This window comes from Sphingomonas pseudosanguinis (assembly GCF_052056765.1).
GTDB lineage: Bacteria > Pseudomonadota > Alphaproteobacteria > Sphingomonadales > Sphingomonadaceae > Sphingomonas > Sphingomonas pseudosanguinis.
Genome location: NZ_CP189888.1, coordinates 357,145 through 380,646 on the forward strand (window position 1 = coordinate 357,145; position 23,502 = coordinate 380,646).

19 protein-coding genes and 1 other RNA gene are annotated in these 23,502 nt (G+C 66.8%); 6 read left to right on the forward strand and 14 right to left on the reverse strand.

Annotated features, from left to right (window positions below):
- Position 1: 1 nt before the first annotated feature.
- Both ACQHGV_RS01590 and ACQHGV_RS01595 read right to left on the reverse strand, forming a co-directional pair.
- Positions 2 to 898, reverse strand: a complete 897-nt coding sequence (locus ACQHGV_RS01590) for a TPM domain-containing protein (protein WP_440979181.1) — start codon at positions 896 to 898, stop codon at positions 2 to 4.
- A gap of 10 nt (positions 899 to 908) precedes the next feature.
- Entirely contained in the window at positions 909 to 1,502 is a 594-nt protein-coding gene (locus ACQHGV_RS01595) for a LemA family protein (protein WP_440979182.1), read from the reverse strand.
- 108 nt (positions 1,503 to 1,610) lie between these two features.
- Between ACQHGV_RS01595 and mscL the strand changes: the two genes are divergently transcribed.
- Positions 1,611 to 2,063 (forward strand): large conductance mechanosensitive channel protein MscL, encoded by a 453-nt coding sequence (gene mscL, locus ACQHGV_RS01600; protein WP_440979183.1) that lies wholly within the window; start codon positions 1,611 to 1,613, stop codon positions 2,061 to 2,063.
- Positions 2,064 to 2,225: 162 nt separating this feature from the next.
- Here the strand turns inward: mscL and ACQHGV_RS01605 are convergent, their stop codons facing one another.
- Positions 2,226 to 2,657 (reverse strand): RrF2 family transcriptional regulator, encoded by a 432-nt coding sequence (locus ACQHGV_RS01605; RefSeq protein ID WP_409789350.1) that lies wholly within the window; start codon positions 2,655 to 2,657, stop codon positions 2,226 to 2,228.
- Between the two features lie 37 nt (positions 2,658 to 2,694).
- On the opposite strand from ACQHGV_RS01605, the gene ssrA reads away from it, so the two are divergent.
- Positions 2,695 to 3,043, forward strand: a transfer-messenger RNA (tmRNA) gene (gene ssrA / locus ACQHGV_RS01610).
- Between the two features lie 318 nt (positions 3,044 to 3,361).
- Here ssrA and mutS read toward each other — a convergent pair.
- The 3 genes from mutS to ACQHGV_RS01625 are packed head-to-tail and all read right to left on the reverse strand — an operon-like array spanning position 3,362 to position 6,403.
- A complete protein-coding gene (mutS, locus tag ACQHGV_RS01615) occupies positions 3,362 to 5,932 on the reverse strand; it encodes a DNA mismatch repair protein MutS (RefSeq protein WP_440980105.1) in 2,571 nt (856 codons plus the stop codon).
- A 28-nt stretch (positions 5,933 to 5,960) separates the two neighbouring features.
- Positions 5,961 to 6,236 carry a type II toxin-antitoxin system RelE/ParE family toxin gene (locus ACQHGV_RS01620; protein ID WP_183952894.1) on the reverse strand — a complete coding sequence of 92 codons (276 nt, stop codon included), beginning with the start codon at positions 6,234 to 6,236 and terminating at the stop codon, positions 5,961 to 5,963.
- Positions 6,224 to 6,403, reverse strand: coding sequence for an antitoxin (locus ACQHGV_RS01625; protein WP_183952893.1), 180 nt, complete (start codon positions 6,401 to 6,403; stop codon positions 6,224 to 6,226). Before ACQHGV_RS01625 ends, ACQHGV_RS01620 begins: the two co-directional genes overlap by 13 nt.
- A 132-nt stretch (positions 6,404 to 6,535) precedes the next feature.
- Here ACQHGV_RS01625 and ACQHGV_RS01630 point away from each other — a divergent pair, with 132 nt between their 5' ends.
- Positions 6,536 to 8,794 (forward strand): NADP-dependent malic enzyme, encoded by a 2,259-nt coding sequence (locus ACQHGV_RS01630; RefSeq protein WP_440979184.1) that lies wholly within the window; start codon positions 6,536 to 6,538, stop codon positions 8,792 to 8,794.
- Between the two features lie 49 nt (positions 8,795 to 8,843).
- Here the strand turns inward: ACQHGV_RS01630 and ACQHGV_RS01635 are convergent, their stop codons facing one another.
- Together ACQHGV_RS01635 and ACQHGV_RS01640 are read right to left on the reverse strand one after the other, a co-directional pair.
- Positions 8,844 to 9,098: a hypothetical protein gene (locus ACQHGV_RS01635; RefSeq protein WP_440979185.1), complete on the reverse strand. Its 255-nt coding sequence runs from the start codon at positions 9,096 to 9,098 to the stop codon at positions 8,844 to 8,846.
- Positions 9,099 to 9,365: 267 nt separating this feature from the next.
- A complete protein-coding gene (locus tag ACQHGV_RS01640; RefSeq protein ID WP_440979186.1) occupies positions 9,366 to 9,593 on the reverse strand; it encodes a hypothetical protein in 228 nt (75 codons plus the stop codon).
- A gap of 612 nt (positions 9,594 to 10,205) precedes the next feature.
- Here ACQHGV_RS01640 and ACQHGV_RS01645 point away from each other — a divergent pair.
- The gene (locus tag ACQHGV_RS01645) at positions 10,206 to 12,602 is read left to right on the forward strand and encodes a TonB-dependent receptor (protein WP_440979187.1); all 2,397 of its coding nucleotides are present in this window, start codon (positions 10,206 to 10,208) and stop codon (positions 12,600 to 12,602) included.
- A gap of 207 nt (positions 12,603 to 12,809) precedes the next feature.
- Here ACQHGV_RS01645 and ACQHGV_RS01650 read toward each other — a convergent pair whose 3' ends face one another.
- The 4 genes from ACQHGV_RS01650 to ACQHGV_RS01665 all read right to left on the reverse strand — a co-directional run bounded on the left by ACQHGV_RS01650 (position 12,810) and on the right by ACQHGV_RS01665 (position 17,951).
- Positions 12,810 to 14,093 carry an Hsp70 family protein gene (locus ACQHGV_RS01650; protein WP_440979188.1) on the reverse strand — a complete coding sequence of 428 codons (1,284 nt, stop codon included), beginning with the start codon at positions 14,091 to 14,093 and terminating at the stop codon, positions 12,810 to 12,812.
- A 219-nt stretch (positions 14,094 to 14,312) separates the two neighbouring features.
- A complete protein-coding gene (treF, locus tag ACQHGV_RS01655; protein ID WP_440979189.1) occupies positions 14,313 to 15,896 on the reverse strand; it encodes an alpha,alpha-trehalase TreF in 1,584 nt (527 codons plus the stop codon).
- 19 nt (positions 15,897 to 15,915) lie between these two features.
- A complete protein-coding gene (locus tag ACQHGV_RS01660) occupies positions 15,916 to 17,286 on the reverse strand; it encodes a sensor histidine kinase (RefSeq protein ID WP_440979190.1) in 1,371 nt (456 codons plus the stop codon).
- Positions 17,283 to 17,951 carry a response regulator transcription factor gene (locus ACQHGV_RS01665; protein ID WP_440979191.1) on the reverse strand — a complete coding sequence of 223 codons (669 nt, stop codon included), beginning with the start codon at positions 17,949 to 17,951 and terminating at the stop codon, positions 17,283 to 17,285. Before ACQHGV_RS01665 ends, ACQHGV_RS01660 begins: the two co-directional genes overlap by 4 nt.
- 135 nt (positions 17,952 to 18,086) lie before the next feature.
- On the opposite strand from ACQHGV_RS01665, the gene ACQHGV_RS01670 reads away from it, so the two are divergent.
- Together ACQHGV_RS01670 and ACQHGV_RS01675 are read left to right on the forward strand one after the other, a co-directional pair.
- Entirely contained in the window at positions 18,087 to 18,782 is a 696-nt protein-coding gene (locus ACQHGV_RS01670; protein ID WP_440979192.1) for a hypothetical protein, read from the forward strand.
- Positions 18,783 to 18,998: 216 nt separating this feature from the next.
- Entirely contained in the window at positions 18,999 to 20,111 is a 1,113-nt protein-coding gene (locus ACQHGV_RS01675; RefSeq protein WP_440979193.1) for a mechanosensitive ion channel family protein, read from the forward strand.
- Between the two features lie 206 nt (positions 20,112 to 20,317).
- Here ACQHGV_RS01675 and ACQHGV_RS01680 read toward each other — a convergent pair whose 3' ends face one another.
- Together ACQHGV_RS01680 and ACQHGV_RS01685 are read right to left on the reverse strand one after the other, a co-directional pair.
- Positions 20,318 to 21,733: an alpha,alpha-trehalose-phosphate synthase (UDP-forming) gene (locus ACQHGV_RS01680; protein ID WP_440979194.1), complete on the reverse strand. Its 1,416-nt coding sequence runs from the start codon at positions 21,731 to 21,733 to the stop codon at positions 20,318 to 20,320.
- Entirely contained in the window at positions 21,730 to 23,496 is a 1,767-nt protein-coding gene (locus ACQHGV_RS01685; protein WP_440979195.1) for a glycoside hydrolase family 15 protein, read from the reverse strand. Before ACQHGV_RS01685 ends, ACQHGV_RS01680 begins: the two co-directional genes overlap by 4 nt.
- Between the last annotated feature and the right edge of the window lie 6 nt (positions 23,497 to 23,502).

Below are 23,502 nucleotides of genomic sequence, written 5' to 3' on the forward strand. Positions count from 1 at the left end.
CTCACCAATCCCCCGATGCGCCGCCGCCGCCGAAATCGCCCCCGCCGCCGCCGGTAAAGCCGCCGCCGAACCACGACCCGTCGCTGCCGCCGGACGATCCGCCCGAGCTCCAGCCGCCACCCGATCCGCCGCCGCTGCCCCAGCCGGGGCCCCAGAGGATGATCGGCCAGCCGCCCCCGCCGCGACGCCCACCACCGCCGCCGCGATCATCATCGTCATCGTCGTGGAATCGCTGGCCCTGTTTGCGGCGCAGGATCGTCAGCACGACGAAGCCGCCGATGAAAAGGACCAGAACGATCAGGATCGGAAAGCCGTCCGAATCGCCGCCACTGCGCCGATGCTGGCGGTCGAACTGCTTGGCGGCCTCGGCCACCTTGGCCTTGGCCTCCTCGGGCGAGGCACGGAGCTGCGCGATCACCGCATCCGCGCCTGCGTTCAGCGCGCCGGATATGTCGCTCGACTCGCGCAGGCGTGGGATCATCAGCGTGCGGATCATCTGCGACGACCAGGCGTCGGTCAGGATCGGCTCCAGCCCGCGCCCGACCTCCAGTCGGGGGCCGCGTTGGCCCTTGCCTTCATTGGGCGCGACGAACAGGATCGCGCCATTGTTTACGTCCTTCAGGCCGACGCCCCAGGCCCGGCCCAGCCGATAGCCATAATCCTCGATCGGATAGCCCTGCAGGTCCGGGATGGTCGCGACCACCAACTGGCGGCCGGTATCCTTTTGCAGCGCCTCCAGCTTCGCCTCCAATTGCGCCTTGGTGGCGGGATCGATCTTGTTCGCCGCGTCGACGACCAGTCCGTCGAACTTGGGAAAGCTCTGCGCCATCACGGGGACGGCGCAGAGGATCAGCCAAAGCCCGAGGACCGGGCGGAGTAGCCGGGTGAACCGGGTCATCAGCGAGCGATCAGCTGCCGAAATTCACCTTGGGCGCGTTCTCGGCACCCAGCGTGGTCGCCTGATAGGGCGTCTTGGGCTTGGCGCCGTAGAAAACCTTCGCACCGATCGCGTCGGGGAACGTGCGGATGCGCGTGTTATAATCTTGCACCGCCTTGTTATAGTCGCGGATTGCCACGGTGATCCGGTTCTGGGTGCCCTCCAGCTGGCTCATGAAGGTCTGGAAATTGTCCTGGCTCTTCAGGTTTGGATAAGCCTCAACATTGGCGAGCAGGCGGCCGAGCGAGCCGCTGAGCTGTCCCTGCGCTGCCGCGAATTGCTGCATCTTGGCGGGGTCGGACAGGTCAGCACCCGTCACCTGGACCGAGGTCGCCTTGGCGCGCGCGTTGACCACCTCGGTCAGGATCGACTTTTCCGAGGCGGCTGCACCCTTCACGGTCGCTTCTAGATTGGGGATCAAGTCAGCGCGACGCTGATAGGCGGCCTGAACATCGGCCCATTTCGCGTTCACATTTTCCTCCGCCGTGGGCACGCTGTTCATGCCGCAGCCGGACAGAGCGACAGCCATCACGACCGGGGTCAGGGCAAGAACGGGACGACGCATTCGAATATTCCTCCGTCAACTGTCTGGTCTATATAAGACGCGCGCGTCCCTTGGCGAAGGGCAAAAGCGACGATACCCTTTGCATCAGAGAAATAGAGGGATTTGGCGATGCTCAAGGAATTTCGCGCCTTCATCGCGCGGGGCAATGTGCTCGACCTGGCGGTGGCGGTGATCATCGGGGCGGCGTTCAGCAAGATCGTGACCTCGCTGACCGACGATGTGCTGATGCCGGTAATCGGCAAGATTTTCGGCGGGCTGGATTTTTCCAGCTATTTCCTCCGCATGGGGCCGATTCCGGCCAGCTATACCGGCTCACTGACCGATTATGCCGCGCTGAAAAAGGCGGGCGTGCCGTTGCTGGGCTATGGCGCGTTCGTGACGCAGGCGGTCAATTTCGTGATCGTCGCCTTCATCATCTTCCTGCTAGTCCGCACCGTGAACCGCGCGACGACGATGTTCGAGAAGGAAAAGGCGGTCGCCGCCGCCGAGCCCAAGGCGGAGCCCGCCGATGTCGCGCTGCTCCGCGAAATCCGCGACGAACTGCGCGCGCGGCGTTCTTAAAATCCTATCTCTGGCGTAAGACGCAATATGTGAAATTCCTCCCCTGTAAGGGGAGGGGGACCAGCAAAGCTGGTGGAGGGGTGTCCCGCTATCGAGAGGGCGACACCCCTCCGTCAGGGCTCCGCCCTGCCACCTCCCCTTGCAGGGGAGGAATAGGCTCCGTTACGCCGCCGCCAGCTTCCTGGCCGTGGCATCGGCCAGGCTGGTGCCGTCGAGAATCCGCGCCGTCTCGTCACGCACGCGCATCATCGCATGGCGGATGGCGCAGTCGGCCTCGCTCTTGCAGTCGTTGCACGGGCGATAGGCCGTGCGGCTGACGCAGGGTACCAGCGCCAGCGGCCCCTCGATCGTACGGATGATGTCGCCCAGCGAGATCAGGTGCGCCGCGCGGGCCAGGCGATAACCGCCCATCTTGCCGCGCTGGCTGTCGAGCAGGTTCGCGCCCTTCAGGTCGGCGAGGATCAGCTCCAGGAACTTGCGCGGCACATTCGCCTCGGCCGCGATGCGGGTCATCGAGGTCGGCGGCCCTTCGACCGGCATTTCGGCAAGGAACAGCATCGCGCGCAGCGCATAACGGGACCGCTGGGTCAACATGGGCGCCTCCATGGACCCAAAATGGGGCGAGCGAAAGGCATTTGCGTAATGCCGCCCAGCTTCCTATATCCGTTCTTGCCGGGTTTCACCCGGCTATGACGATAAACTGCGGCGAGTAATAGACGCAGCGGACCCGGGGGCAGTACCCGGCGGCTCCACCATAAAAGGTGGTGTACTTGGACACCGTTTCTGACGGGGCCGAACCAGGATCGACGTGTGTTGAAAAGCGCTGTTTTCGTTCGGAATGGGACCACCGCAACGGCCCATACACACAAGTGCCAACGATAACGAAGCACTCGCGATTGCGGCGTAATTGAGGGCCTCACGGCCTGACATTACACCAAAATAGCGCGGTCGGACCCCACCGGGCAACAGAAGGGGACTCCAGCGGTACGGGGAGCACCGGGCAACAGAAGCTCCCCACTTTCCCGGATTTGATAGTTATGTTGAGGATGGGGTTGATCCTACCCTCCGTTCGCACTGAGCCCTTCGACTGGCTGGCAGGCCAGCCGCTCAGGATAAACTTCGGCGCATAGCGCCGAAGTCGAAGTGCACGGACTACGTTTGAGGCGGGGCGATCGGGCGTGGCCTTCGACTTCGCTCAGGCTGATCGGGGCGAGCGTCATTGCGAGCGCAGCGAAGCAATCTAGAGCCGGATCAGGACGCCCTGGATTGCTTCGCTGCGCTCGCAATGACGGGGTAGCTTACCCCTCCCGCGCCAACGCCTTCAGCTTGTACAGCGCATCCAGTGCCTCGCGCGGCGACAGGGCATCGACGTCGAGCTTCTCCACCTCCGTCCGAATCGCGTCGCACTGTTCCTCTTCGATCTGCGCGGCGGCGGCGAACAGGGGCAGGTCGTCGAGCCCTGCCGCCAGCCCGCCGGTCTTGGCGCGACCGGCCTCCAGCTTGGCCAGCACCGCCTTTGCCCGTGCCACCGTCGCGGGCGGCATCCCCGCCAGCCGCGCCACCGCCAGACCGTAGGAGCGATCCGCCGGACCCTCCGACACCTCGTGCAGCAGGACCAACTCACCTTTCCACTCACGCGCGCGGACATGGTGGAGCGACAACGCCTCGCATCGCTCGGCCAGCCGGGTCAGTTCATGGTAATGGGTCGCGAACAGGCAGCGGCAGCGATTATCCTCATGGATCGCCTCGACCACGGCCCAGGCGATGGCAAGGCCGTCATAGGTCGAGGTCCCGCGCCCCACTTCATCGAGGATGACGAAGCTGCGCGGCGTCGCCTGCGCCAGGATCGCGGCGGTCTCGACCATCTCGACCATGAAGGTCGAGCGGCCGCGTGCGAGATTGTCCGAGGCGCCGACCCGGCTGAAGAGCCGGTCGACCAGCCCGATCTTCGCGTGGGTCGCGGGGACATAGGACCCCGCCTGCGCCAGCACCGCGATCAACGCGTTCTGGCGGAGGAAGGTCGACTTACCGCCCATGTTCGGCCCCGTCACCAGCCACAGCCGTGACGCCTCCGACAGCGAACAATCATTGGCGACGAACCGCTCGCCGGAGCGTGCCACCGCCGCCTCGACGACCGGGTGACGACCGCCCGTGACATCGAAACAGGCGTGATCGACCAGCTCGGGTCGCACCCAGCCGCCTTCGACCGCGCGTTCCGCCAGACCGCTCGCCACGTCGAGTCGGGCGAGCGCATCCGCCGTTGCCGCGATCCCCTCCCGCGAGGCCAGCGCGGCGGCGGTCAGTTCTTCCAGATGCGCGGCTTCGGCGGCGAGCGCATGCGCGCCCGCCTGCGCGACCTTACTCGCGACCTCGTGTAGTTCGGGGGTGTTGAAGCGGACCACGCCCGCCAGTGTCTGGCGATGGGTGAAGCCCGACTCCGGCTTCATCAGCGCGTCGGCCGAGCGTGCGGGCACCTCGACATGATAGCCGAGCACGCCGTTATGGCGGATCTTGAGTGCCGTGATGCCGGTCTTCTGGCGGAACTCGGCCTCCAGCGCGGCGATCGCGCGGCGTCCGCCCGCGCCCGCATCGCGAAGATCGTCGAGCGCCACGTCATAGCCCGCCGCGATATAGCCGCCCTCGCTCGCCTCGATCGGCGGCGAGGGGACAAGCGCGCGGCGGAGGAGGTCGATCAGCGCGCCATGCCCGCGCAGGCGCGGTGTCGTCTCGCGCAGCAGCGGCGGGCCGTCGCTCAATTGTTCCGACAGCGCCCAGGCGCCGTCGAGCCCGTCGCGCAATTGCCCCAGATCGCGTGGGGAGCCTCGCCCCGCCGCGATCCGCCCGATGGCGCGGCCGATGTCGGGCAATGCCCGCAGCGCCGCACGCAGCCGTTCGCGCAAGGCCGCATCGTCATGGAAATGCTGCACCAGATCGAGCCGTGCCTCGATCGCATCGCGGTCCATCAATGGCGCGCCGATATCGCCCGCCAGCGCGCGGGCACCTGCGCCCGTCACCGTGCGATCCACCGCGTCGAGCAGCGAGCCTTTCCGCTGGCCATTGGCGGTCTGGGTCAGCTCCAGGCTTTCGCGCGTCGCCGCGTCGATCGCCATGGCGCCTGCCGCCTGGCTCAGGACCGGTGGGCGCAGGAAGGGCAGGGCGCCCTTGGCGGTGTGGTCGAGATAGGCGACCAGCCCGCCGGCCGCCGATAGCCCGGCGCGGGTGAACTGCCCGAACCCGTCCAGCGTCGCGACGCCGTAAAGCCGCTTCAACCGATCTTCGCCGCTGCCGCTGTCGAAGGTCGCCGAGGGGCGCAGCGTCGTCGCGGCATCGGCGTGCGCGGCATTTTCGGCCGCGACTACCTCGGCGGCGGCCAGGCGCGCGAGTTCGGCCCCCAGCGCATCGGCCTTCACATCGATCACCACGAACCGCCCGGTCGAGATGTCGGCGGCGGCCAAGGCCACCGCGCCGCCCGCCTCGCCGATCGCGACGCACCAGTTGTCGGATTTGGCGTCGAGCAGCGCCTCCTCGGTCAGCGTGCCCGCCGTCACCACCCGCACGATCCCGCGCGACACCAGCGCCTTGGAGCCGCCGCGCGCCTTGGCTTCGGCGGGCGTCTCGGTCTGCTCGGCGATGGCGACGCGGTGCCCGGCCTTGATCAGCCGCTGCAGATAGGCGGTCGCGGCATGGACCGGCACGCCGCACATCGGGATTTTCTCGCCGCCATGCTCCCCGCGCGAGGTCAGCGCGATGTCGAGCACCCCCGATGCGATGCGCGCATCGTCGAAGAACAGCTCGAAGAAATCGCCCATCCGGTAGAAGAGCAGGCAATCCTCGGCCTCGGCCTTCAGCGTCAGATACTGCGCCATCATCGGGGTGGGGGTGGTCATGGAGATATCTTCAATCTTCGGCGAGCTGGGCGGCGTGGCGGATACCGAGGATCACCACCGTATCGCCCTCATGGACATAGCGTAGAATATAGGGGCGAACCGTCACCATCTCGCGACGGCCCTGTGCGATCGGTCGGCCGCGATCGGGAAAATCCTTTAGTGAATCGGCGAGTTCCAGCAATCGCACGCCCAATCGTCGGGCTGCGGCGGGATCGAATTCTTCGAGATAATCGACGATCGCGGCGAGTTGCAGCGAGGCCTGGACCGACCAGCTTATTCGAGCCATTCGCGGGGCAGGGGCTTGCGATCGGGCGTCCCCCAGGTCTTCAGCCATTCGGCCATCTTCTCGTGCGGCACGAAACGGCCCGCCCGGAAATCCGACAGCGCACGTTCGTCGGCGGCCAGCTCCGCCGCCTCGTCACGCTGCTCGAAAATGCCGGGCTCATGCTCCATAGATCAACTTATACGGCTGATGGCTCGTCTTGCCTAGGGCGGCAAAACTCCCGCGTGACAGGGTTGTCAGCCACGTCCGAAAGCTTCAAGAGCCGTAGCGTCCTTGTATCCACAGCATCGAAGGCCGCGCGCATGTCCGACGAACCCACCGACCAGTTCTCCGAGCGCGAGGCCCTGCTGTTCCATTCCGAGGGGCGCCCCGGCAAGATCGAGATCATCGCGTCCAAGCCGATGGCGACGCAGCGCGATCTGGCGCTGGCCTATTCGCCCGGCGTCGCGGTGCCGGTGCTGGCCATCGCCGACGATCCCGCCACCGCCTATGATTACACCGCCAAGGGTAATCTGGTCGCGGTCATCTCCAACGGTACCGCGATCCTGGGCTTAGGCAATCTCGGCGCGCTGGCGTCCAAGCCGGTGATGGAGGGCAAGGCCGTCCTCTTCAAGCGCTTCGCCGATGTCGACTCGATCGATATCGAGCTGAAGACCGAGGATGTCGACCGGATCATCGATGCGATCGAGTTGATGGAGCCGAGCTTCGGCGGCATCAACCTGGAAGACATCAAGGCCCCCGAATGCTTCATCATCGAGCAGACGCTGCGCGAGCGGATGAACATCCCGGTCTTCCATGACGACCAGCACGGCACCGCAATCATCTGCGCGGCGGGTCTCATCAACGCCTGTCTGCTGACCAAGCGGCGGCTCGACGAGATCAAGGTCGTCGTCAACGGCGCGGGCGCGGCGGCGATCGCCTGTACCGAGCTGATGAAGGCGATGGGCGTCCGCCACGACAATGTCATCATGTGCGACCGCACCGGCGTGATCTATCAGGGCCGCGACGACATCAATCAGTGGCAGTCGGCGCATGCCGCCGTCACCGACCGCCGCACCCTGACCGAGGCGCTGCACGGGGCGGACGTCTTCCTGGGCCTGTCGGCGGCGGGTGCGCTGAAGCCCGAGATGGTCAAGGACATGGCGCCGTCGCCGATCATCTTCGCGATGGCCAATCCCGAGCCGGAAATCCGTCCCGAACTCGCCAAGGCCGCGCGCCCCGACGCGATCGTGGCGACCGGCCGTTCGGACTATCCGAACCAGGTCAACAACGTCATCGGCTTCCCCTTCATCTTCCGCGGCGCGCTCGACGTGCGCGCGACCGGCATCAATGACGAGATGAAGATCGCCGCCGCCAACGCGATCGCCGAACTGGCGCGTCAGCGCGTGCCCGAGGAAGTCGCGCTGGCCTACGGTACGCAGCACAGCTTCGGTCCCGAATATATCATCCCCGCGCCGTTCGACCCGCGCCTGATGGAGCTGGTTCCCTCGGCGGTGGCGAAGGCGGCGATGGACTCGGGCGTGGCGACGCGGCCGATCCTGGACATGGACGCCTATCGCCAGAAGCTGCGCGCGCGCCTGAACCCGACCACCTCGGTGCTGACGCTCGCCTATGAGGGCGCCCGCGCGCATCCCAAGCGCGTGCTGTTCGCCGAGGGCGAAGAGGAAGTCGTGCTGCGCGCCGCCATCGCCTTCAAGGAAGGTGGTTACGGCACGCCCGTCCTGGTCGGTCGCGACGACGTGTATGATCGACTGGCGGCGCTGGGCGTCACCAACCCGCAGGAATATGAAGTCCATAACAGCCGCACCTCGGAGATGGTGCCGCAGATGGTCGACTTCCTGTACGAGCGGCTCCAGCGTCGCGGCTATTTGAAGCGCGATGCCGAGCGGCTCATCAACCAGGACCGCAACATCTTCGGCTCGGTGATGCTGCAACTGGGCCAGGCCGATGCGATGATCACCGGCATCACCCGCACCTATGCGCAGAGCTTCCGCGAGATTCGCCGGGTCATCGATCCGGTCGACGGCAAGGTGCCGTTCGGCATCCATCTGCTCGTCGGGCAGAGCCACACCGTCTTCATCGCCGACACCACGGTCAACGAGCGTCCCTCGGGCGAGGAACTGGCCGACATCGCCGAGCGCACCGCCGCGGTTGCGCGCCGCATGGGGCATGAGCCGCGCGTGGCGTTCCTGTCCTATTCGACCTTCGGCAATCCCGAAGGCCAGTGGATCGACAATGTCCGCGACGGCGTGGCCGCGCTCGACAAGCGCCAGGTCGGTTTCGAATATGAGGGCGATATGTCGCCCGACGTCGCGCTGAACCCCAAGCAGATGGCGAACTTCCCCTTCTCGCGCCTGTCGGGTCCGGCGAACGTCCTCATCATGCCGGGTCTTCAGTCGGCCAATATCTCGGCCAAGCTGCTCCGCGAACTGGGCGGCGACTCCATGATCGGCCCGATGCTGATCGGCATGGAAAAGCCGGTGCAGATCGCACCGATGACCTCGACCGCCGGCGATCTGGTGACGCTGGCAGTGCTGGCGGCGGGCGGTATCGCGCGCTGACGATCAAGGGGCGCTCCCGAGTGGGGCGCCCCTTTCACCGCCCTAGGGGTTATTCGGGGCGACCATTTTCGATTTCCGAGGCGAAGCGGCGATAATAGGCAGCGGACCCCGCATTGCCGGCCTTCGCGAACCGGTCGCCAACGCTGCGTGCGGCGAGGACGGCGTCGGCCCACGCCTGGTCCTGTTCTTTCAGATAATTGCCATCGGCGATAAGCACATGGCCCTTGGCGTCGAACCCGCGGGCTGTCCAATAGGATTTGTCCACGTCGAACAATAGGCCACTGGCCGGCCGCCCGGCCTTCATTCGCCCTGCGAAAAATGCATGGAGTGGCCGCCCACCCATGCGGAGAATGCCAAGGCCGTCAGCCTTGCCTAAGACACAATCGCCAAGCCATATCGCTGGGCGGAGGGCAATATCGGTCGGCGCAATAGCTGCGCAGGTTGTTGGAAATCGGACAGCTCGGTCAGACTTTCGCGTCGCGGCTGGAATTGCCGCCGTGAAGACCAGCAAACCGATCGGAATGCCTATTCTCCAGATCACGGCTGGGTTTCCTTTACTCAAGACAAACTGTTATTCGGGGCGACCATTCTCGATTTCCGAGGCGAAGCGGCGATAATAGGCCGCCGATCCGGCATTGCCGGCCTTCGCGAACCGGTCGCCAACGCTGCGTGCGGCGAGGACGGCGTCGGCCCAGACGGCGTCCTGTTCCTTGAGATGATAGCCATCGGCCACCAATATCCTGCCATGGGCATCGAAGCCCCGTGCCGCGGCATAGGATTTGTCAGTATTGAAGACCAAGCCGCGTGCTGGGCGGCCCTCCTTCATGCGCCCTACCAGGAAAGCGAAAGGTTGCCGCGCACCGATGCGCAGGACGCCCAGCCCTTGCGCCTTTCCTGCGACACAGGCGCCCAGCCATTGGGACGGCTGACCCGAGAAGCGAGCAGGAACGGAAGCACGGCAGGCGGTGGGAAAAGATGTCGTATGACGCGGCTTTGGCGGTGAGGCGGGCGATGTCATTCCCCCTATGGCCAGCAGTGCGGCGAACCCGATCGTTTGGTTCATCATAGTGAAAAACTCCTGACCAGCGCCAAGCCACATTCAAAATGCATCGCGTCTTTCCGATTGGCGCTTCGGTAACTACCGCCCCAGCCCTGCCGATGCCGTTATCGTGCCCATGATCATTGACTCTCGCCATTGGGTGGCCGGAGAAGGGTGAACAAACCTGTAGTGCCAAGCAAGTCCAAGTATCGGCGAGGAATTGTCATCCAACAGGCAAGCCGCGGCCCGTTGCTTTTGAGTAACGGTTCGTAAATAGTCACAAACCGGTCATTTGCCTGTCTTGGGCCTGTCATGCCCCGGCCCCATGCGCCCGGCCCATTGGGTTAACGAGCCATTTGGGGGCCAAAGTTCATGGTGAAGTTTCTGATCGGTGTCGCGCCGCTGGCGCTGATCGCATCGGGCGCGTCGGCGCAGACGCTGCCCGCGCAGGCCGTGGTCGCGGGCGTCGCGACCGATCCGGTCGCCGCCGATCCCACGCCGGTCGATGGGGAGCAGACCAGTGCTTCGGGCGATGTCGTCGTACTCGGCTTCGGTCAGAGCCGGCAGGTGCAGACGATCACCGCCGCCGATCTCGGCCGGCTGACGCCCGGCACCTCGCCGCTCAAGGCCATCTCGAAGCTGCCCGGCGTCAATTTCCAGGCGTCCGACCCGTTCGGCGCCTATGAATGGTCGACACGCATCTCCTTGCGCGGGTTCAATCAGAACCAGCTGGGCTTCACGCTCGACGGCGTGCCGCTGGGCGATATGAGCTATGGCCCGACCAACGGCCTGCATATCAGCCGCGCGATCATCTCCGAAAATCTCGCCGCGACCAGCGTGGCGCAGGGCGCCGGCGCGCTCGGCACCGCGTCGACCAGCAATCTGGGTGGCACGATCCAGTTCACCAGCCGCGCGCCCTCGGACGTCGCCGGCCTCGCCGCGTCGGGCACCTATGGCAGCAACGACACGATCCGGGCCTTCGTCCGCGCCGATAGCGGCGATCTGGGCGGCGGGCTGAAGGGCACTATCAGCTATGCCTATCTGACCACCGACAAGTGGAAGGGGTTCGGCAGCCAGCGCCAGCATCAGGCCAATGCCAAGCTGGTGAAGGATTTCGGCGATCGCGGCTCGATCACCGGATTCGTCAATTTCTCCGACCGTCGCGAGAATGACTATCAGGATTTGAGCTACGACATCATCCGTCGCCGTGGCCTGTACAACGACAACATCACCAACGACTATCCGCTGGCGGTCCGGCTCGCCAAGATCGCCAACAACCAGGCGGCGGCCGCTGTCTATCAGCGCGCCAACGGATCGCTGAACGGCTTCTCCGCACCCTATGCGGGCGTCGGCCTGTCCTATCCGCAGAACGTCACGCTGGACGACGGCTATTACGACGCCGCCGGCCTTCGCCGCGATTATCTGGGCGGGATCATCTTCGATGCCAAGCTGACCGACAGCCTGTCGCTGACCTCGACCAGCTATTACCACCACAATAAGGGGCAGGGGTCGTGGATCACGCCCTATAGCCCGACCATGTTGGGCGCGCCCAATGCCGATGGGACGCCGATCACCAACCCCACGCCCTTGTCGTTCCGCACCACCGAGTACAGCCTCGACCGTGCGGGGACGATCGCGAAGTTGGGCCTGACCACGGGCGCCAACAGGCTGGAGCTGACCGGCTGGTATGAGAGCAATACGCTGCACCAGGCGCGTCGCCTCTATGGCATGACCGACACCGCAACGCCCAACCGCGATGCGCGCGATTTCCAGAGGAATCCGATGTCGACCGCCTGGAACGGCAAGTACGACACCGAGACGCTGCAATATTCGGTCGGCGACACGCTCGACATCGGTCAGCTGACCATCAATGGCGGCTGGAAGGGGATGCGGGTGCGCAACCAGGCCAATCTGCTAGCCGGCACGCTGGCGCGGGGCAAGATCCAGAGCCAGGACTGGTTCCTGCCGCAGGTCGGCGCGGTCCTGCATCTGGGCAACCAGGCCGAGGTCTTCGCCAGCTATACCGAGAATATGCGCGCCTTCATCGCCGCCGCGACCGCGCCGCCCTTCTCGATCAGCCAGGCGGCGTTCAACGCGGTCGCGAATACCGTGCGCCCCGAAAAGTCGAAGACGGCCGAAGGCGGCGTGCGCTATCGCACCGGCGGGCTGCAGCTGTCGGCGGTCGGCTATTATATCGATTTCTCCGACCGGCTGCTGACCTATTCGATCGGCACCGCGATCCAGGGTCTGCCGCCGACGCTGAACAATGTCGGCGGTGTGGAAAGCTATGGCGCGGAGGTCTCGGCCTTCTACCGCCTGACCCCGGCCTTCTCGGCACTGGCCAGCTATTCCTACAACCATGCCACCTATCAGCAGACGGTGCGCGACGGATCGGGCAATCTGCTCGCCGAGAAGGGCCGCTACGTCGTCGACACGCCGCAGAACATGGTCAAGGGCGAGCTGGTCTATGACGACAGCCGGTTCTTCGGCCGGGTCGGCGCGGACTATATGTCGAAGCGCTACTTCACCTATCTGAACGATCAGTCGGTGGCGGGGCGCGTGCTCGTCGATGCGAGCATCGGCTATCGCTTCCCCGAAGCCTGGGGTGGCTTTGCGATCGAGGGCAGCGTGACCAACCTGACCGACAAGCGCTATATCTCGACCATCGGCAGCGGCGGGTTCACCGCGAGCGATCCCAATGGCACCGCGCAGACGCTGCTCGCGGGCGCACCGCGCCAGTGGTTCGTGACGCTGAAGAAGGGGTTCTGATAGCGTCCTACGCTAACCTCTAGCCGCTCCCCTCCCGCAGGCGGGAGGGGATGGGGGAGGGAAGGAAGTCTCACCGAGACCACCGCTCGCGGCCTTGCCCTCCCCAAACCCAGTTTCAGGTAAACGATGCCCCGCATCGCTTAGGTCATGCCGGGGGCATGACCGACCTGAAACTCGCTTGCGGGAGGGGCTTACATAAGGGACGGATTACACCGCCCAGGCGCCAATATCCGCCTGTTCCCCAATCAGCGCCAGGCCATGCGCGATCGAGGTCAGTTCACCCCCGGTCGCGATCTTCTCACCCCCGAACCGCGCTTCGAACATCCGCCGGATCGCGGGCATCAGCGAGGTGCCGCCGGTCAGGAACACCCGGTCGATCGCGTCCGCCTCAGTTTCGGCGGCGGTCAGTGCGCGGTCGACCGCCTGTTCGATCCGCGCCAGATCGGGGGCGATCCAGCGTTCGAAGTCCCGGCGCGCCACATCCGCCTCGATCGACAGGCCGCCGCCCTCGAACCGGAACTTCGCTTCTTCCATGGCCGACAGGTCGCGCTTCACCCGCCCGACCGCGTCATAGAGCCGGTATCCCTGCTCCTCCTCGATGATCGCGATCATCCGCGCGATGGCGTCCGGGTCGAGCGCGGCACGGCGCAGCTTTTCCAGTTCGGCCAGCGTTTTGCGGTTGCGCATCAGGGCGAGCCGCGACCAGTCGCCGAAATCGGCGAAATAGCCGCGCGGTATCTCCAGCGCCTTGTCGAACGAGCGATATTTCCCGCCCGCGCCCAGCAGCGGCAGGACGAGGTGATCGATCAGCCGCTGGTCGAACCGGTCGCCCGCGATGCCGACGCCGGCATGGCCGAGCGGCTCGCAGCGGCGGGGCGCGCCGGGCGCGGCGATGCGGACCACCGAAAAGTCGCTGGTGCCGCCGCCGAAATCGGCGACCAGTACGGTCGCGGGCTCGGTAATGCGCGAGGCATAGCTGAACGCCGCGCCGAGCGGTTCATAGACATAATGGATCTCCGCCCCCAGCCGCGCGAACATCGCGTCATAGCGTTGGCGGGCCAGTGCCTCGTCGGGCCGATGGCCGGCATATTCGACCGGGCGCCCGACGACGATCCGCGCCGCGCGGCCATCCAGCGTCCCGCCGCTGCGCGCCGCCATCCGATCGAGAAAGGCGCGGCCCAGCTCCTCAAAGCGATAGCGTTTGTCGAAGACGGTCGCATGCTCGAACACCGGCGAGGCGGCGACCGATTTGAACGACTGGATGAAGCGGCTGCCGCCGGGAAAGTCGAGATATTCGGCGATCGCCCAGGGACCCGCCTCGACCTCGATCCCGTCATCCTCCCAGAAGCACAGCGCCGAACGGAAGACCGGGTCCTCGCCCTTCGGAGCCTTGAGGGAGACGAGATGCGACTCTCCCCCCTCGGCGCGGGCGATCACCGAGTTGGTGGTGCCGAAGTCGATGCCAAGGATGGCGTGCGGGGTGTCGATCATGCGGCGTCCGCTACACGATGTGGCGGGGCGGGGGAGGGGGTTTTCTGACCTTCTTACTCCCCTCCCGTAAACGGGAGGGGCTGGCGGGCGCCTCCCTTTTCTTCTCCCCTCCCGCAGGCGGGAGGGGTCGGGGGAGGGCAGGGCCACAGGCGATGGTCCCTATGAGACTCCCGGCCCTCCCCCCGACCCCCTCCCGTTTACGGGAGGGGGAGCAGAAGACTAGCGAGCCTTCTCAGGCGTCAAATCCGGCCAGCGCTCGAGCATCGCCGCCGTCACGCCGTTGGTCCAGCCAAAGCCGTCCTGCGTCGGATACTCGCCGCCGCCGCCGGGCTTGCGTTCCTCGACGTCATATTTCTCCAGCAGCTTGCCCGTCTCGGCATAGGTGCGCGCGACGGTGGCGACCCAGCGGCGGGCGATGTCCCTGGTCAGCGCCTGTTCGCCGTAGCGACCCAGTCCCTCGACCGCGATCCATTGCAGCGGCGCCCAGCCATTGGGCGAATCCCATTGCTGGCCGCTGCGGATGCCGGTGGTGCGCAGGCCGCCCTCGCCGAGCAGGGTCACGCGGGTGGTCGCCGCGACGGCACGCGCCTGTTCGCGGCTGGCATGGCCGGCGAAGAGCGGGAACAGTTCGGCGGCGCTTCGCGACGGCGTCGCGCGGCGCGTCATCCGGTCCCAATCGCCGAAGCGCCGTTCGCCCGCCACCCACAGATAGCGGTCGATCGCCGCCTTGCGCCGGGCGGCCAGCCCCTCAAACCGGTCGGCGGTGGCGGTATCGCCCAGCGCGCGGGCGCGGGTGGCGATGCGGTTTTCGGTGATCCACAACAGGCTGTTGAGATCGATCGGCACGATGTCGGTGGTGTGGATCGTCTCCAGCCGCATCGGATCGGCCAGCCAGCGCGAGCTGAAGTCCCAACCCGATTCCGCCGCCGCGCGCAGGTCGCGCTGGACGATGGTGGCCGCCCGGGGCGCGGCCTTGGCCGCCGTCTCACGATCCTCGCGCCAGCTTTCGTCGCGGGGCGTGTCGCGCGCATCCCAATAACGGTTGAGCAGGCTGCCGTCGGGCATGCGCACGACATGCTGGCACGCGCCGCCGGCATCGAGGCACGTCGCCCCCGCCATCCAATAATGATGCTCGCGGATCAGCGCCGCCAGCCGCCGCTTGGCGAGGGCGGGGTCGCGATCGTCCGACAGGTCCAGCATCAGCGCGAAGAAGGGCGGCTGCGACCGGCTGAGATAATAGCTGCGCGTGCCGTTGGGGATATGGCCATAGCGTTCGATCAGATCGACGAAATTGGCGATCATCGCCTCGACCAGCGGCGCCTGCCCATCGGCCTTCAGCCCCAGCATGGTGAAATAGCTGTCCCAGTAATACATCTCCTGGAACCGGTCGCCGGGCACGACATAGCCGCTGTCCAGCCCCAGCGCCGACGATCCCGGCGTCGCGGCGAAGGGCGCGCGGCCCAGCACCGGCCACAGTTCGCGGATGCGCGCGCGCAAGGGCGGCTTGGCCTGTGTATCCTCGCCCCGGACCGCGAAATGCCGGCGGACAAAGGCGGCAAGCGCGGCCTTGTCGCGCGGTCCCTCGCGGCGATAGGCGGCGAGGATCGCCTGCGGGTCCTCGCGCGGGACCGCATCGGCGAAGGTCTTGCCGTCGGGAAAGACGCGCGCTTCCTGCACCGCGGCGAAGAGCGGCCCGTAAATGTCGGCGGGCGAGGGTGGCGTCGTCTGCGCCTGCAATAGCAAGGCGAGCGCGGGCAGCAGCGCCAGATGGCGGAACCGGTGGCGATGGGGCGGGGGCGTCATGGGATCGCGTCTCTCCTGTTCAATCGGTTCCGGCGGCGCGGGGCAGCAGCACCGTGGCGGACAGCCCGCCGCCCGGGGCTTCGTCGAGGATTAGCCGTCCGCCGTGTAGTTCGGCCAATTCGCGCGCGATGGCGAGGCCGAAGCCATGCCCATCGCCCCGCTCGTCCAGCCGTGCGCCGGCCTGCGTCGCACGGAGGCGATCGGCCTCGGGGATGCCGGGGCCGTCGTCGATGACGGTCAGCCGGATCTGGCGGCCTTCCGCTACGGCGGTGACGGTCACCGCCGACCGGGCATGGCGCGCCGCATTGTCGACCAGATTGCCCGCCACCTCGTCCAGATCCTGCGCATCCAGCGCCACCGCCAGGTCGCCGGGCACCTGTACCGAGAGCGTCAGGCCACGATCGGCGTGGAGGCGGCCGATGGCGGTCGCCAGATCGTCCAGGGCGGGCGCGAGCATTGTCGTCGCGCGGGTGGCGCTTGCCTGAACCCGTGCGCGGGCGAGATGATGGCGGATGGTCTCATCGATCCGCGCGACCTGCGCCGCGCGCGCCGGATCGCCCGCCAGATCGAGCGCCAAGGTCGCGACCGGCGTCTTGAGCGCATGGGCCAGATTCGCCGCCGAGGTCCGCGCGGTGGCGAGCGCGCGCTCGCTGTCGGCGGCCAGTGCGTTGAGCTCGGTGGCGAGCGGCTGCAACTCGGCGGGTTGGTCCTCGCCGACCCGCGCGCGCTCGCCCGCCCGGATCGCCGCGACATCGTCGCGCAACCGGCGCAAGGGGCGCAGCGCCAGCCGCAGCTGGATCAGGCTGGCGACCGCGAGCAGGATGCCGAGGCCGGCCAGCATGGCGAGCAGGGGCAGCAGCGCGGCGCGGATCGGACGCGCGACCACCGCGCGCGGCGCGGCGGCGCTGATCGTCACGGGGCCGCGCGGGCTGGGCAGGCGGACTTGGCGGGCATGGACGCGGACGCCCTGTTCGGTCCGCCCCTCGGCGGGGCTGGGCCGGTCGGGGGCGGCGTCTGGCGGCAGCGGACCGGGCGGCGGCGCGGCGGGGCCGGCCTCGCCGGCGGGGGGCGGTCCCGGGGGATGCAGCATCGCCAGCGGCGGAAAGTCAGCCGAGCCCAGCGTGCCATCGGGGCCGCTGATCCGCCAGCGCCAGCCGGGTTCGCCCTCCAGCATGCCGCGCACCCGCGCGATGCGGGCGCGATCCACCGTGCCGCGGTCATCGACCGCGCTCGCCAGCAGCGTGATCTGCGAATCGAGCCGCTGGTCCAGACCGCGCGTGACGAAGCCCTCCAGCGCGCCGGCCAGCGCCCAGCCGGCGATCAGCAGCGACGCCAGGATCGCCAGCGCCGCGATCAGGATCATCCGCCCCCGGATCGAACGCGGCCTCATCCCGCATCCCCGCCGGTCAGACGATAGCCCAACCCGCGCACCGTCTCGATCAGCTCGGGCCCGATCTTCTTGCGCAGCCGCCCGACGATCACCTCCAGGCTGTTGGAATCGACATCGGCATCGCCCTCATAGACGCGTTCGAGCAGTTCGAGCCGGGGAATGACGGCCTCCTTGCGCAGCATCAGCGCGGATAGGACCCGCCATTCGAACGCGGTGAGCTTCAGTGGCAGGCCGTCCAGCTCGAACTGTCCGGTCTGGCTGTCGAAGGAGAGGGGGCCACAGGTCAGGCGCGGTTGCGCATGCCCCGCCGCGCGGCGGACGAGCGCGCGCAGTCGCATGACCAGTTCCTCGACGCGGAAGGGCTTGGTCAGATAGTCGTCCGCTCCCGCCTTGAAACCCGCCACCTTGTCCGACCAGCCGTCGCGCGCGGTCAGGATCAGCACGGGCAGGGCGCGGCCGGCATCGCGCCACGCCTTCAACAGCGTCATGCCGTCGCCATCGGGCAGGCCGAGGTCGAGGACGGCAGCGTCATAGATTTCGGTATCGCCGGCATGGCCCGCATCGATGCCGCTGTCGAACAGGTCGACCGCGCAATGCTCGGCACGCAGCGCACGGGCGATGGCGGGGCCCAGATCCGGATCATCCTCGACCAACAGGATACGCATGACGTGCTTGTCTTCCCCTTTGCCCCCGATGCCGGGCTATCCCGCCAAAGGCTAAACCCAATCTGAACCGCGTGGTTCAGCGGGCATCGCGGCGAATCACTTAAAAGGGGCGCATCAACCAAGGAGCCTCAGACCATGTCTCGATGGAATGTTTCGAATCTCCGCCTTCAGGGCAAGGCGCCGCTGGCCGCCGCCGCGACCGTCCTGATCGCGCTGGGCGCCGGCGGTGGCGCCGCCGCCGTCTCGATGACCCGGCCGACCGTCACCATGGCGCCGACCACGCCGACGCCGATCGCCAAGCTGGCCTCGACCGGCGGCGTCGTCACCGCCAAGGGGCGGGTGGCCGAAGTCTTCGGCGACCGCTTCGTGGTGCAGGACGCCACCGGCCGCGCGATGGTCGCCAGCAATCGCGATGCCATGCCGGCGGTCGGCAGCAACGTGATGGTGCAAGGCCGCTATGACGACGGCGTGATGCATGCCCAGTATCTGGTCAATCCGCAGGGGACGGTGACCCCGGTCGGTCCGCCCCCGCCCCCGCCGGGTGGGCCGCGTGGTCCGGGCGGTCCTGGTGGTCCGCGCGGTGACGGCCCGCCGCCGCCTCCGCCCCCCGGCGGTCCGGGCGGACCCGGGGCGCCGGGTGGTCCGGGCGCGCCGCCCCCGCCCCCGCCGGGTGGCTGCGCACCGGGTGGCGCCGGCGGTTCGGGCATGATGCCCCCGCCCCCGCCGCCGGCCAACGGTGCCGCACCGCAGAGCGCCCCCGTGGCGCCGCCCCCGCCGCCTGCCGGGGCTCCGGTCCCGGCCCCCACGGGCGCGGTTCGCCCGGCGCGGTGATCCGTTCGTTGAAGACGCCCTCCGGCTTTGGTCGGGGGGCGTTTTTGCGTTAGGCGGGGTTGGGTTTGTACTGGGCGGGGGTGGGGCGTGGCCTTCGACTACGCTCAGGCTGAACGGAGGTTGGTACTGAAACCCGTTCAGCCTGAGCGAAGTTGAAGGCCACAGGAATCCCTCACCGAAATGGGAACATTCGCCTCGCTGACCCTTTAGCCCCCCATGCGCTGGCTTCGATCGCTCGACATTCCGGCCGAATGGCTGTGGCTGCAACATGTCCTCATCATCGCGGCGGCGGTGCTGATTGCGGTGCTGGTCCATGCGGTCGCCATGCGCGTCGCGGGCCATGCCGCGCGGCGCACCGCCAGCCAGAGCGACGATCTGGTCCTCGAACATATCCGCCAGCCGCTCCGCTGGGTCGCGATCGCCATCGCGGTCAGCTTCGCGATGCGGCTGGTGCCGATGTCGAGCGACGGGCGTGAGATCTGGCGGCAGGCGCTGGGCTTCTGCGTGCCGGCGTTGCTCGGCTGGCTGGCGGTAGCGGCGCTGCGCGCGCTGCAGGGCGTCGTCTATCTGCGTGCCGATATCAGCGTCGAGGATAATCTCCGTGCCCGGCGCAAGCGGACGCGAGCGCAGATATTGGGGCGGATCGGCATCTTCCTGATCGTGTTTCTGACCGTCTGCCTGATGCTGCTCAGCGTGCCCGGCATCCGCACGATCGGCGTCACACTGATGGCCTCGGCGGGTATCGCCGGCCTCGTCGTCGGTGCCGCCGCGCAGCCCGCGCTCAAGAACCTGATCGCGGGCGTGCAGATGGCCTTTACCGAGCCGATCCGCCTCGACGACGTGGTCATCATCGACAATGAATGGGGGCGGATCGAGCAGATCCACCTGACCTTCGTGGTGGTGCGCATCTGGGACGAGCGGCGGCTGGTGGTGCCGGTCGCCAAGTTCCTGGAGAACAGCTTCCAGAACTGGACACGCGAGACCAGCCAGTTGCTGGGATCGGTCTTCTGGTATCTCGACCCGGCGGCGGACATTCCCCGGTTGCGCGCGAAGATGGGCGAACTGGTCGAGGCGAGCACACGCTGGGACCGGCGGTTTTTCAATATGCAGGTGACCGACGTGAAGCCCGATTCGATCGAGGTGCGCGGGTTGATGACCGCGCGCGATGCCTCGACCGCGTTCGACTTGCGCTGCGAGATTCGCGAGGGGTTGCTGGAATATATCCGGCAGGAAATGCCCGAGGCGCTGCCGAGGCGGCGGTTGGAGCATTCCATTCCTCCCCGGCACGGGGAGGGGGACCGCCGCGAAGCGGTGGAGGAGGGGGGGTAGCCGCGTAGGGCATACCTAGAGAAGGATGACATGAGGTGGCTTCGTCATTGCGAGCGTAGCGAAGCAATCCAGTGTCCAGGCAAGACGCTCTGGATTGCTTCGCTACGCTCGCAATGACGGCTTGGGTCAAACTGACGTTATTCCGCTCTAGGGGCACGCCCCCTCCACCAGCCTGCGGCTGGCCCACCTCCCCGTGCCGGGGAGGATCAGTGGGTCGCCGCCTCGATCGCCTTGGCTTCGGCCTTCACCCCGTCCCCGCGCAGCGCCGTCAGGAACAGCTCGCACCACCAGAACACATCCTCGCGCCGGACATTGTCGATCAGGCTTTCCCAACGCCGGATGCGCTCGTCGCGCGGCATGGTCAGTGCCTGGACGATCGCGTCGGACATTTCCTCCGCGCTATAGGGGTTGATGAGAACCGCGTCCTTCAGCTGCTCGGCCGCACCCGCGAAGCGCGACAGGATCAGCACGCCGGGGTCATCGGGGTCCTGCGCCGCGACATATTCCTTGGCGACCAGATTCATCCCGTCGCGCAACGGCGTGACCAGCCCGATCCGCGCCGCGCGATAGATGCCCGCCAGCACCGGGCGCGGAAACCCCTTGTTTACATAGCGGATCGGCACCCAGTCGATATCCGCATATTCGCCGTTGATCCGCCCCGACAGCGAGTCGAGATTGGCGCGAATCTCCTGATAGGTGTTCACCTTCTCGCGGCTGGGCGGCGCGATCTGGAGCATATAGACCAGCGCGCGCCGCTCCGGATTGCTTTGCAGGAAACGCTCATAGCCTAGGAAGCGCTCGGCCAGCCCCTTGGAGTAATCCAGCCGGTCGACCCCGACGATCAGGCTACGGCCGGTCGCCGACATATACATGCGTTCGCGCGCGAAGCGGGCGTCATGGCCATTGGCGGCCGCCTCGAACTCCTTGGTCTCAATACCGATCGGCGCGCGGATCGCCTGGATGGTGCGGCCGTTCCACGTCACTTCGCCATTGTCACCAAGCGTCCCGCCCAGCTCCTTGGTCACATAGTCGCGGAAGCTGTCCAGCCAATCCTCGGTATGGAAGCCGACGACGTCATAGGCGAAGAGCGATTCCACCAGCTTGCGATGGCTGGGCAGCGACATCAGCAGCCGCACGGGCGGCCAGGGTATGTGGAGGAAAAAGCCGATCCGGTTCTTGAACCCCCGCTTGCGCAGATCGCGGCCCAGCGGGATCAGGTGATAGTCATGGACCCAGACCAGATCGTCGGGCTCGATCAGCGGCTGGACGGTATCGGCGAAGCGCTCGTTGACGCGGGCATAGCCGGAATCAAAGTCGCGCTCGAACTCGGTCAGGTCGATGCGATAGTGGAAGAGCGGCCACAGCGTCCGGTTGGCATAGCCGTTATAATATTCGTCGATATCCTGCTCTTCCAGGTCGATGGTCGCGGTGGTGACGCCGCCGCCCTGCTGGAAGTTGATATGGCCGCTGAATTCCTCGGTGGTCTCCCCCGACCAGCCGAACCAGATACCGCCTTGTTCGCGCAGCGCGGCGAGGAGTGCGACCGCCAGCCCGCCCTGATTTCCGCCCGGCCCGGTGGTGGGCGGCTGGACCCGGTTCGAGATGACGATCAGGCGACTCATCGCACGGCACTCCATGGTTTACTCAGCAGGACGGCGCAGTTGATCAGGCCGACCAGCGAATAGGTTTGCGGATAATTCCCCCACAGCTCGCCCGTATTCGGGTCGATATCCTCGGACAGCAGCCCGGCGGGGGTGCAGCGCGCCACCATCTCCTCGAACAGCGCGCGGGCGTCGTCATGACGCCCGGTGACATACAACGCTTCGATCAGCCAAAAAGTGCAGACATTGAAGGCGGTATGCGGCAGGCCGAAGTCATCCTCGGTCGCATAGCGCAGCATGTGGCTGCCCCGGCGCAGGCCCTTTTCCACCGCGTCCAGCGTCGAGCGGAAGCGGGGATCGTCGGGCGACAGGAAGCGCAGGTCGAGCAGCTGGATGATGCTGGCGTCGAGGTCGTCGCCGCCAAAGGTCGCCGACATGCGCTGCGTCTCGGGGCGCCACGCGGCCTGCTCGATCGTCTCGCGCATCAGGTCGGCGCGCTCCTGCCAGAAGGCACGGCGCTCCTCGAGACCCAGCGCCTGTGCGGCATTGGCGAGCCGGTCGCACGCCGCCCAGCACATCGCGGCCGAGTAGGTGTGGACATGGCTCTTGGTGCGCAGCTCCCACAGGCCCGCATCGGGCTGGTCGTACTTGGCCCAGGCGCGCTCGCCGACGCGTTCCAGCGAGTGGAAATCCTCGACGCCGGACATGCGGAACAGGCGGGTGTCGAAAAAGGCCTGCACGTCGGACAGCACGATCTGGCCGTAGGCATCGTGCTGGATCTGCTCATAGGCCTGATTGCCGACACGTACCGGCCCCATGGCGCGGTAGCCGGGCAGCTTGGTCTCGATCCGTTCGACCAGCGTGGGCTCGCCTCCAACGCCGTAGAGCGGCTGGATATGCCCGCCCTTGGCCGCATCGACAATGTTGCGCAGATATTCGAGATACCCTTCCAGCACGTCGAGTGCGCCCAGCCGGTTGAGCGCCTGCACCGTGTAATAGGCGTCCCTGATCCAGCAGTAGCGATAATCCCAGTTGCGCCCCGAATTGGCATGTTCGGGCAGCGACGTGGTCAGCGCCGCGACGATCGCGCCCGTTTCCTCATGCTGGCACAGTTTCAGCGTGATCGCGGCGCGGATGACGACCGCCTGCCACTCGACCGGGGTCGCCAGGCCGCGCACCCAGTGATGCCATTCGTGCGTGGTGCGCTCCAGCATGGCGCGGCTCGCCTCGCTCAGCACGCCCGCAAAGCTCTCATCGGGGCCGAGGAACATGTGGATCGGGCGTTCCAGCCGGAACCATTGTTCGGCGGCGATATGGCCGACCGGCGCGTCCGTCGTGAGGCGCAGCGTCTGCTGCGTCATCAGATAGCGGATATGGTTGGACCCTTGGGTACGCTCGGTGGGCGTGCCCCAATCGGTCGCGACCCGCAGCGCGATGCGGATGCGGGGGGAGCCGATCGGCCGGACGATCCGCACATAGCTGGTCGGGCGATAGACGCGGCCCTCGCGTGAGAAGCGCGGGCAGAAATCGGTGATCTCGATGCCGTTGCCCCGGTCGTCCATATGGGTGGTGACCAGGATCGGGGTGTTGCGCAGATAGCCCTGGGTGGTCGAGACCCGGTCCTCTAGGTCGATCGACCAGTACCCCGTCTCCGGCTCGCCATCGCCCAACAGCGCGCAGAATGCCGGATCGCCATCGACGCGCGGCACGCAGCCCCAGACGAAACGCCCGGTCGAGTCGATCAGCGCCGACACCTGGCAATTGCCGATCGGCCAGAGGTTCATGTCCTG